General features: G+C 39.0%; 10 protein-coding genes and 1 tRNA gene. 7 read left to right on the top strand and 4 right to left on the bottom strand.

The window, feature by feature from the left end:
* From QMD82_01230 to QMD82_01220, 3 genes are all read left to right on the top strand, one after another.
* Positions 1-1,778: lytic transglycosylase domain-containing protein (locus QMD82_01230; GenBank protein ID MDI6850548.1), on the top strand; the 1,778-nt coding region annotated here is incomplete at its 5' end.
* A gap of 4 nt (positions 1,779-1,782) precedes the next feature.
* Entirely contained in the window at positions 1,783-3,033 is a 1,251-nt protein-coding gene (locus QMD82_01225) for a nodulation protein NfeD (GenBank protein MDI6850547.1), read from the top strand.
* A 171-nt stretch (positions 3,034-3,204) separates the two neighbouring features.
* Complete coding sequence (locus tag QMD82_01220; GenBank protein ID MDI6850546.1) at positions 3,205-3,756, top strand: hypothetical protein; 552 nt, start codon at positions 3,205-3,207, stop codon at positions 3,754-3,756.
* Here QMD82_01220 and miaB read toward each other — a convergent pair.
* Positions 3,733-5,016: a tRNA (N6-isopentenyl adenosine(37)-C2)-methylthiotransferase MiaB gene (gene miaB, locus QMD82_01215; GenBank protein ID MDI6850545.1), complete on the bottom strand. Its 1,284-nt coding sequence runs from the start codon at positions 5,014-5,016 to the stop codon at positions 3,733-3,735. The two genes, QMD82_01220 and miaB, sit on opposite strands and share 24 nt — an antisense overlap.
* 20 nt (positions 5,017-5,036) lie before the next feature.
* Between miaB and lipA the strand changes: the two genes are divergently transcribed.
* From lipA to QMD82_01200, 3 genes are read left to right on the top strand one after another with little or no spacing between them, the layout of a single operon-like run.
* Entirely contained in the window at positions 5,037-5,954 is a 918-nt protein-coding gene (gene lipA, locus QMD82_01210) for a lipoyl synthase (GenBank protein MDI6850544.1), read from the top strand.
* A 48-nt stretch (positions 5,955-6,002) separates the two neighbouring features.
* On the top strand, positions 6,003-6,563 hold the full coding sequence (locus QMD82_01205) for a phospholipase D-like domain-containing protein (protein MDI6850543.1): 561 nt from the start codon (positions 6,003-6,005) through the stop codon (positions 6,561-6,563).
* Between the two features lie 3 nt (positions 6,564-6,566).
* A complete protein-coding gene (locus tag QMD82_01200) occupies positions 6,567-7,523 on the top strand; it encodes a hypothetical protein (GenBank protein MDI6850542.1) in 957 nt (318 codons plus the stop codon).
* 16 nt (positions 7,524-7,539) lie between these two features.
* On the opposite strand, the gene QMD82_01195 is transcribed toward QMD82_01200, so the two are convergent.
* The 3 genes from QMD82_01195 to QMD82_01185 all read right to left on the bottom strand — a co-directional run bounded on the left by QMD82_01195 (position 7,540) and on the right by QMD82_01185 (position 9,207).
* Positions 7,540-7,613 (bottom strand) — tRNA-Pro (locus QMD82_01195).
* Positions 7,614-7,625: 12 nt separating this feature from the next.
* Positions 7,626-8,651 carry a sensor domain-containing diguanylate cyclase gene (locus QMD82_01190; protein ID MDI6850541.1) on the bottom strand — a complete coding sequence of 342 codons (1,026 nt, stop codon included), beginning with the start codon at positions 8,649-8,651 and terminating at the stop codon, positions 7,626-7,628.
* 112 nt (positions 8,652-8,763) lie between these two features.
* Positions 8,764-9,207, bottom strand: coding sequence for a periplasmic heavy metal sensor (locus tag QMD82_01185; protein MDI6850540.1), 444 nt, complete (start codon positions 9,205-9,207; stop codon positions 8,764-8,766).
* A gap of 92 nt (positions 9,208-9,299) precedes the next feature.
* On the opposite strand from QMD82_01185, the gene QMD82_01180 reads away from it, so the two are divergent.
* Positions 9,300-10,646: an MATE family efflux transporter gene (locus tag QMD82_01180; protein ID MDI6850539.1), complete on the top strand. Its 1,347-nt coding sequence runs from the start codon at positions 9,300-9,302 to the stop codon at positions 10,644-10,646.
* Positions 10,647-10,826: the final 180 nt, after the last annotated feature.

Here is a 10,826-nt window from a genome sequence, read left to right as displayed (position 1 = left end):
GAGTCAACCTTAAAACGGAAAAGGTGCTGAAATACTTAGAAAATAGTGGCAATATGTCTAATGATGTAAGACTTGCTTTTACATCAAACCTATTGCAAAGTGATAAATTCGACTCCTTAGCGGTGGAAAATTTCAAAGTCCTCGCGGACTCAATTGAAGAATTGAGAGAATATTTCTACATGCGGATAGTTGAAAAATTGCTGAACCTCGAAAAACCCCAGGAAGCCCTTCATTATCTCAGAAAGTTAAAAAAAATTAGATACCAAAAGGATGCGGTAAGGGATTTTGTAGATTACATATGGGATAAGAATAGAATAGAATTTGCCGATTCTTTGCTAAGCTTAACGTCAATAGAACAGGATACAAAAATCTTTTTAAACGCATTAAAGGCTATAACCAAGTTGGATACTCTCAAAGCTCGAAGTCTCGCAAAGGAGCTTGTGAAAATCAAACCCTTTTCTCCCTACGCCATTAAATTGGTCCCTTTGCTGGATGATACCTTAAAAGCGTATGTCTACTTTTCATCCAAGAATTATAAACAAGCAGATAGCATTTTTGCGAAAATTAATACAACTTGTTATCCATTTGCCCAAATTCTATCAGCTTATAGGCTTAGAAATTATGAAAAAACTATAAAACTCTTTGAAAAGCTTAAACGCAGATTGACCGAGAGGGAAGAAAAAGATCTATTTTTACCAATTGGATACGCTTACTGGAAAATAAAGAAACCCCTCAAAGGATTAGAATATCTCATATTCCTTGCTAATGACGGTAACGAATCTGCTGCAAGACTTGTAACGGATATTTTGATAACAGAAAACTCAGAAATACTTGAGCAATATAGAAAAAATGTTGTTGTTCGTTCACAAATAATGGCCTATTCATTAGCTCTTTACCATCTGTTTATAAAGGATACAGTAGGTGCAGAGAGTCTCTTAATTAAAAGTGTTGTAGGAAACAACCCCAGAATATCAGTCAGAGCCAAATACTTTCTTAAAACCCTCGGAAAATTTCCCGAGGAGCAAAAAAATTGTGAATTAAATCTTGACTACTTTTACCTCTTAGACGAAGGATTAGTAGTTAAAAGTGAACCTGAACCAGAAGTACACCAAGAAACCATTGAAAAGCTCAGAATTTTCAAATATCTACTGATCCTTGGGGACCAGACGGAGGCGCTTAACTACCTTCCCAATGAACCAAATTTAATTTACGGAGCGATAAAATTGGCAGAACATTATGGAAACGACTACATCAGAATACGACTTGCTCTCAGGTATTACAACTATTTGCCGGAGAAGAATAGTATCCCGCTATACCTTTTAAAACACCTTTTTCCAACCAACTATTATGGGCAAATAGCAACCGTTGCAAAATTCTACAATGTAAAGCCCGAAGTAGTTATAGCGCTAATGAGAGAAGAAAGCCTATTTAATCCCCATGCAATAAGTCCAGCGGGTGCCATAGGATTAATGCAGATTATGCCTCTGACTGGTAAAAAAATAATGCAGGAAGCAACCCCCGATTCTTTAAAAATTCCCAATCTAAATATCACTATTGGGATCAAATACTTAAGTATGCTTTCCGATTCATTCCAAAATCTAATTCATGTCCTGTGCGGATACAATGCAGGTGAACGGCGGATTCGAGAATGGGAAAAAACCTATAAGACCGATGACCCATTGCTGTTTACGGAATTAATTCCTTTTAAGGAAACAAGGGAATATGTTCAGCGCATATTAAGAAGTATAATTATATACCAATACCTTTTAAGGAGATGAGAAAATGAAATTGCTTTTTACAAGTCTGGTTCTTCTCAATGCAGAGATTTATAAAGCCTCTATAGAAGCGCCTATTACTCCATCTATCTCGGAATACATATGCAGCGTCATTGACATAGCTAACAAAGAGGGGGGCAAGCTGATCGTGATTAAGATGGATACACCAGGGGGGCTTGATGAAGCAATGCGTTCTATTAACAAGGCAATCCTCGCCTCAAAGATTCCCGTAGTAGCTTACATCTCTCCTGAAGGGTCAAGGGCTGCATCCGCCGGAGCATTCATTGCAATGGCATCCCATATAATTGCTATGGCACCGGGAACCAGCATCGGTGCCTGCCATCCCGTTGCTCTCGGAACTCAGATGGATAGTGTGATGGTTAAGAAAGTAACCAATGACGCCGTAGCATACCTTAAATCCCTTGCCGAACTCAGAGGTAGAAACTCTAAATGGGCAGAATTAGCTGTGTATGAAGCTAAATCTTCATCTGCTATAGAAGCTCTAAAAGAGGGAGTTATTGAATACGTAGTATCAAGCCTTGAAGAGTTATTAGACAGCCTCAATGGTAAGCGGATAAAGATGGACGGAGGTGAATTCTCAATCACCCTTCAAAGACCTTATAAAGTAAAGGAAATTAAAATGAGCCTGAGGGAAAAACTCTTAACTATTCTCAGTAATCCAAACATTGCTTACATCCTTCTCTTACTTGGTTTTTATGGACTCTTTTTTGAGCTTTCTAACCCCGGTGCTATTTTTCCTGGAGTATTCGGCTCCATTTGTCTCATACTTGCCTTTTATTCACTGCAAACATTGCCTGTAAACTATGCTGGACTTGCTCTAATAGTCCTATCCATCATACTTTTCGTTCTCGAGGCATTTATTCAATCACACGGCATTTTAGCGGTTGGTGGAATCGTTTCATTCGTACTTGGGTCTTTAATGCTTTTTAAAGGAGGACCAATGTTTCAAGTTTCAAAAAGTCTGATTGTTTCCATTTCGGTAATTTCGGCAGTTTTTTTCATCTGGCTAATATCTAAAGGCGTAAAAACCTTCTTCTTAAAGCCCACCACAGGAAAAGAGGGGCTCGTCGGCGAGAAAGGCGTTGCAGAAACGCCTATAGATTCTAAGGGTGGCATGTGTCTGATCCATGGAGAATTGTGGAAAGCGAAAAGCGGTGAGAAGATTGAAAAAGGAGAGGAAGTAGAAGTAGTAAAAGTAGAGGGCCTTACTTTATATGTAAAAAAATGTGAAAAATAGCGCATCAACCAGGAAAAATTCTTCACATAATAATTTTCGATCCTTGAGGAGGTTATAAAGCTCTCAATAAATTGTAAAAATTATTTCGCAATCCTGCCTCTAAAAATCCCCTAAATTAATCTTTTCAAATCGGCACAAATTTTGCCATATATCCTCCCAAAGGAGGTGAAGATGTTCCAATCAATATTAACGATGATAGTAGTAACCACCAGCATATTTTTGGCTGATACACCTAATGATGTGCCACAGCGTTATGCCGATTTCGTGGGTGGACGCTTTTCTTACCACAGTCACACCTTTTCACTCCAAATCCATGTGGAAAGACTATTCCAGAACTATTCTGGTCCTATTTACATTTTCATAAACACCGATGGAAATGAAAATACAGGATGGAATAATACAGGCCATATTTCAGAAGATGAATTTAGGCTATGGGGCGCAGATTTAATGGTGGTCCTCAATCACAGGTATCCCAACAACTCAGCTCTTTATACTTTAAACAGTGACGGAAGCCGTGTGTTTTTATCTACTATACCCTGCTCCATCGTCAGGACCACAGAAACTCTTTCGAGAATCGTATTGGTTTTGAACGATTTACCAGGAGATACTATTACAATCAAGCTTTTCATGAACGAAGAAGGCAACTGGGGAGACCTTTTCCCGGACAACTATCCTGTAATGCTAATAAACGACAGTCAGTTATCTAACCTTTACCGAGACTAATTCACCGATGGGTGTAAGACCTATGATCCTCTCGATCCTAACCCTTACAAACTCGCCTTCTTTGAAATTACCAGGCACTACCACAGTTATATTATTCTCCGTTTTTCCTTTAGAGTATTTTGAACTCTTTCTGGAGGGCCCATAGATAAGTATCTCGTATTCCTTTCCAATCATCTCCTTTCGCCTTTCGTATATATTCCTGTTTACTTCCGATATTAACTTTCTCAACCTTTTTCCAGCCACATCCTCGTCCACTGATCTATCTCGATATTTGAAATATGCAGGAGAAGGATTTCTTGGCGAGTATATAAACATATACGCATTGTCAAACTTAACCTTTCTCACCACATCAAGGGTTTGCTCAAAATCCTCCTCCGTTTCAGTAGGAAAACCAACCATCAAATCTGTTGTTATCGAAGCTGAAGGAATCTTTTTCCTTATAAAATCAGCCAGCTGCAAATACTCTTCTTTTGTGTAACCTCTATTCATATCTCTCAAAACCTTAGTAGAGCCTGATTGGAGAGGCAGGTGAAACCAAGGTTTGATGTGCTCTGCATTCCTAACAACTTCAATTACTTTCACACTCATATCCCTGGGATGAGAAGTCGTAAAATAAACCCTCGGAATTCCAGTATTCCTATCAATGATTTGCAACAAATCGGCAAAATCAACACCTTTGTAATAATAGGAATTTACATTTTGCCCAAGCAGAGTTACTTCAAGAGCACCCCTCTCCTCGGCGTATCTCAGCTCCTCAATGATTTCCTCGGGAGACCTTGAATATTCCCTCCCTCGGGTATACGGAACAACGCAGTAAGAACAAAAGTTATCACATCCTTCCTGGATCACAACATACTCAAGAACCCTTTTTACGCTTCTTCCGTTAAAACTGAAATTGCAAGCAGTTTTGAGTTCAAGAAAAGCTTTTCCAGAAAAGCCTTTCTTTATCACTTCGGGAATAATTTGAAAATTCCTTGTCCCAACGACCAAATCGGCAACTTTTAAAAGTTCCTCACCTTTCTGCTGGGCAGTGCATCCCATTAACACAACATATCTACCTCTTTTCTTATAATATCTGGCAACGTCAATTCCCTTTTGTTCGGGCTTACCCCTTACTGAGCAGGTGTTTATGATAATAATATCAGCCTTTTCAGGTTTTCCAGCGAAAATAAACCCCTCTTTCCGCATTAAATTATCTAAAATTGCAGAGTCATATTCATTCATCTGACATCCAAATGTAATAATGTGATAACTCCTCATCCTTCTAATTTTAAACGAAATTGTATAGACTTGGAAGTTCCAATGTTAAAAATTACAATTTATTTATGGAGAAAAAACCGGAGTGGATTCGAAGCAAGTTTACTGCAAATGAAAAATTTGGCCGTGTGATAAAGATCTTAAAACAACTTAATTTACACACAGTTTGTGTGGAGGCCAAATGCCCTAACCTTGGAGAGTGCTGGGGACAAGGAACTGCTACATTTTTGATACTGGGCGATATCTGCACAAGGCATTGCAAATTCTGTGCTACCAAAACAGGAAACCCTCATGGGCTGGTCGATGAAGAAGAGCCAGAAAGAGTCCTTAAAGCTGTCGAAGAAATGAATCTCGATTATGTTGTCATTACATCCGTAACGAGAGACGATTTGGAGGACCACGGAGCAGAAATTTATGCCAGAACAGTACATTTAATAAAAACAAAACATCCTGACATATTGGTAGAAGTGCTCGTTCCCGATTTAAGGGAAAACCCAGAGCATATAAAAAAGGTGATCGAATCAGGGGTAGATGTTTTCGCTCATAATGTTGAGGTCGTCGAACGATTAACACCTGAAATAAGGGATCGCAGGGCTTCTTTCAAAACTTCTCTCAAAACTTTGGAGTTAGCCAAAAAACTCAAACCTCAAATTTACACTAAATCTGGCTTTATGGTAGGGCTCGGTGAGACAAAAGAGGAAATTATAGAAACAATGAAATCTTTAAGAGACATTGAAGTTAACTTTCTTACTATAGGCCAGTATTTAAGACCGTCAATGAAGCATGTGCCAGTGATAAAATACTATACGCACGAAGAATTCAAGGAATTAGAGAGGATAGGTCTATCGATGGGATTTGATTACGTGGCATCAGGCCCCCTTGTGAGAAGCTCATATCGGGCGGGAGAATTTTATTTAAAAAGTTTAAACTCTAAAAACTAATTTGATGGTGTTGCTATTGAAGTTTAAAATTATCGTAAAGGAGGAGTAATGAAAAGGTTTTTAGCTATTCTTATGCTAATTTTCGCAATTAACTTAGTTTACGCCTATCCAGCCGATGTCATCCCAATCCCCAACCGCGAATACGTTCCAGCCCTCCATAAGGCTTTGCAAAGTGCAGAAAAATACATAAAAATCTTTATGTTCAGTGCCAGATATTACCCTCAATATAAAAATGACGCAAACTCTTTAATTTTAAATGATCTCATTAGCGCTGCCCGGAGAGGGGTATCCGTGGAAATAATTCTCGATGCTTCCAACTGGAACAGAAGCAATACCCTTGACAACAAGCAATTTGCAGATACTTTGAAGAAATTAGGTGTTAAAGTATACTTTGATCCTCCGGATGTGACTTCACACGACAAGTTGATTATAGTGGATGGCAAAATAACCATTGTTGGATCAACTAACTGGAGCTATTATGCTCTGGAAAGGAACAATGAAGCTTCCGTTTTAATTTACTCACCTGAAGTAGCAGAATATTTTGAAAAATACTTTGAGAAGGTCAAAGAACTTTCAACAGAAAAAATGCCGGAATGGTTCCTGGAGTAAGCCATGAAAATCGCTTTACTAATAAGCCTTTTATTTTCAACAAAACCAGTTAAAATTGAAATCATTCATACCTCCAACATAACGGGCAACTTTGGTAAATCGAAGGCTACCTGGATCAATCCCGACTTCCCTCCTACCCTTGGCGGTTTTGAAAGTCTTTTGGAAATTGTGTCACAGGAAAGGCAAAGGTGTGAAAAAGATGGAACTCTACTTCTTCTTATGGATTCAGGGAACTTCACCGGGGGATATATCACTGGAGAGAATCTATTGGCAGATTCAATCTGGAACTACTTAAATTCGCTAAATTACAACTATATTAACATCGGGGTTAGGGAACTAATTCTTTTCCCTGAAGAGAAGCGAGAATTAGATTATTTGCCTAACCAAATGAGCCTTTTTGACTATCTTTCAAATATAAAATCAAAATTCATCTCATCCAACATTATTTTCAGTGATCATAAATATAACGATCTTGTTTTACCTTACGACATCATCAATTACAAGGACATCAAAATTGGGGTCTTTGGGCTGGTTAGCGAAAATACGCCTTTCTTTCTCTATCAGGATATTGAAGTATCAAAGCAAGATGAATCACTAAAAATCCTAAAAGAATACGAATCAGCAAAAAAGACCGTTAAACTTCTCAAAGAAAAAGGGTGTGACATAGTAATAATGCTTTCCAGTATAGGATATTACCGTGAAAGATTCCTTGCCAGAGATGTTTCGGGCATTGACCTTATACTTGGCGGTTTTGACGGTTTTGGGGAAAGGCGCGCCTACGTAGACCCGGTAAATCACACCATCATCCTGAGGAATTATGACTATTTAAGCCAAATAGGAAAAATAATACTCAAGATTGATCCAAAAGTAAAAACTATCGTTGATTTTGAATACACTGCAATAACACCCTTTGAAGAAGAATTTACACCCTTAGCACCCGCAGAGGTAGAGGGAGAGTAGATATCAGAAAAACCCATCGGGGCGAGAGGACTTGAACCTCCGACCTCTTGGTCCCGAACCAAGCGCGCTACCAAGCTGCGCTACGCCCCGATGACGGAAATGTTATTCTTCTCTAAACAAGGTTGAAGCAAGTTCAACGCAATTCTTACCTCTTCTCTTAGCTTCGAGAAGGGCAAAATCTGCTTCTTTCATCAAAGTGTCAAGATCTTTGCCTCTTTTGAGTTGCGTAACACCAATGCTTGCAGTAACGATAAATCTTATATTCCCAAATTGAAGAGGCTCTAAACGAACTTTATTAAGGATCTTTTCCGCATGCAACTTTGCTTCGTACTCATCTATACCATCCAGATAAACCAAGAATTCATCCCCGCCGTATCTCGCTGCTACGTCAACCTTCCTTATATTACTCGCTACTACAAATCCCACGTACTTTAATACTTCGTCTCCCACCCTTACACCGTAGTTCTGATTAATCTCCGAAAAATCATCAAGGTCAATGTATAATAAAGAAGAGGGTTTTTCCAGACCTTTGTTTATTTTTTCCAGTTCCCTTTCAAGTACACTCCTTAAATATACGTAATTGAAAAGACCGGTAAGTTCATCCTTTATAGATTTTTCTCTAATCTTCTCATACAATTTAACATTATTGATTGCCACCGCCGCTTGTTCTGCAAGAAATTTAAGAATTTCAACTTCTTCGGGAGCGAAACTGCGCGGTTTCCTTGAAAAAGTGTACAAAACCCCAATGACCCTGTCAGAATGAATTATGGGAACTCCCATAAAGGAAACCACACCTGATTCTTTTAAAAAGGGATGGTCTCCAAATTCACTCTGCTTAACATCATTCACAACAAGGGGCTTTCTCGTCTTCACTATGGTATAGGTAGCTCCCCTTTCCCGAACGTACTTGTGAATATTCTCCTTGTGGAGTGGATCAGTAGTTGCGCCACGCGTCCATTGCATCGTCTCTTCATCAACGAGTATAATGCTGGAATAACTGGTAGAGAGAAGTTTGTCTGCAAGTTTCACGATTTGCTCCAAGAGGAGATCAAGTGGTTTTAAAGTATTAATATCCTGAGAAATTTTTACAAGGGCTTTTAAAACTCTTTTGAACTGTTCTTTATCCATAAGTCTATAAGATTATAAACGAAAAAGCACACATAATCAAAGGAAGAAAGTAAACCCTTAAGGTGCGGAGCGCGAAGCGCCCCGCACCTTAAGGGTAGCCCACCTACTATCCTTATCTAATCTTCTCCCTTTGCCCTTGGTTCATTCGCATTCTGATCCTCTCCTTAAGCAATTCCCGCAGTTTTTCTCTCTGTTCGGAAGTTAGGACATTCCTCATCTCTTTAAGTTCCATAATTCTATTCATTCTTAATTCAGCTTCAAGATTAGCAATTTCCTTTACAAGTGGTTCAATTTGATTCCTTGTGAAATCCTCAGATTCTATAATTTTATTAAGATCAATAGCTTTTTTCTGAATCTCCGCTCTAAGATCAACAATCTTTTTGGAATAGTTGTAATGTATATCAGCTATTTTCTTTTGCTGTTCAGCGGTTAGTTTTAACTCCGAAACAACCCTTTTGTCTCTGAGAATTCCCCAGGAAAATTCCATCGGATCTCCTATAGGACCACCCATGGAAGCCTGCGTTAAAAACATCATGAGCATCATAGTCTTAAACATTTTTTCACCTCCTTTATACATTAATAGACGTAAGTTTAAGGGAAAAAGTTCAACATTAGATTGTTCCCATTGCCACCCGTAAACTTATTGAGATGACATATAAGAATGTGGAATTATTATTTGAACACCCGAGCAAATCCATATGGAAACTGGCAAGTCCTACAATATTTGCAAACTTTGTTCAAATATTTTATAACTTAGTAGATGCCTTCTGGATTTCTACACTGAAAAACTCCTCTCTTGGAATTGCAGGCATCGGACTGGCACAACCCCTAAATTTTGCAGCTCTGGCCATAGCCGGAGGAATTGGAGTTGGTACAAACTCTCTTATTTCGAGAAGTATTGGTGCCAGAGACTACGAAAAGGCAAATAAAGCAGCAGCAAATGGAATTTTCCTTTCCTTAGTAATTTCTGCGATTACCTCGCTTATTTTACTAATCTTTGCAAAGAAAATATTCACATCTCTCGGGGCAGGTGAAGCCCTTCCCCAGGCTCTCAAATACGGGAGAATCATTTTTATCTCAATGCCCATTTCTTTCCTGGTCATGATTTTTAATTACATATTTCGTGCAGAAGGAGATACAAAACGTTCAATGATAGCAATGGTAACCGGATCCGCTCTAAATATCGTTCTCGATCCGATAGCAATTTTTGCCCTCAAGCTGGGTATAGTGGGTGTTGCTTTTGCCACGGTAATTTCCCAATTCTTCTCTTTAATGCTTTTCACTTACTGGGCAATCTTTCAGAAAAGTACCTTTGTAAGAATTCATATCAGGGATTTTAAACCCGATTCTCCAGCGATGAATGAAATAATAAAGGTTGGGTTTCCGTTTACTCTATCACAATTCCTGATTTCCCTCAGTCAGATGCTATTTAATCATCTAACTTCCACAATAAGAGGACCGCAGGGTATTGCAATATACAGCATCGGTATGAGGCTTAACCAATTTGCCATTCTCCCATCTCTTGGAATATCTGCAGCAACCATCTCCGTTGTTGGTGCATGGTTTGGCGCGAAAAGGATGGATATGGTAAAGAAAAGCATCATAGAAGCGTGGAAACTGGGCATAAAAATTCAGGTAATTGTTGCAATTGTAATCTACACCTTTGCACCCTACCTCGCAGGTATATTTGCTAACGACGTCTCCATGAAGGTTTTGATGCCAGATATTGTGAAATTTCTGAGAATTACCTCTTTAACTTACATTTTTACTCCTGTGGGTATGTACACCTCTTCAGCCTTTAATGGAATGGGGCAGGGAGTAAAATCTGCTATCCTGACTTTCTGCAGGCTCCTGATAATAGCCTACCCCACAGCCCGAGTCTTAGCAATAAACCTGGATATGGGGCTTACCGGAGTGTGGTGGGGGCTCAATATTGCGCCTCTTGGCGCCAGCATTATCGCAGTGATCTGGCTTAAATTGGAAAAAATCCTTTGAATTTATTATTTACATACCTCTTTTACCACCAAAGAGTCTGAAGTGAAGTCTATCTGAATACCTAAAGCCGTATTTAAGACAAAGCTCAACGACTTTATAGGCGTTATTTTCAAGCTGAACGGGGTCGGCTGACAAGGGCATCAAAAAAATCCTTTGTGGAGGAATATAGTATTTCTCCAC

Source organism: bacterium, assembly GCA_030019025.1.
Lineage (GTDB): Bacteria > Hydrothermota > Hydrothermia > UBA1063 > UBA1063 > UBA1063.
The sequence above is the reverse complement of the archived record's forward strand: the minus strand, read 5'-3'. Positions and strand labels throughout refer to the sequence as shown.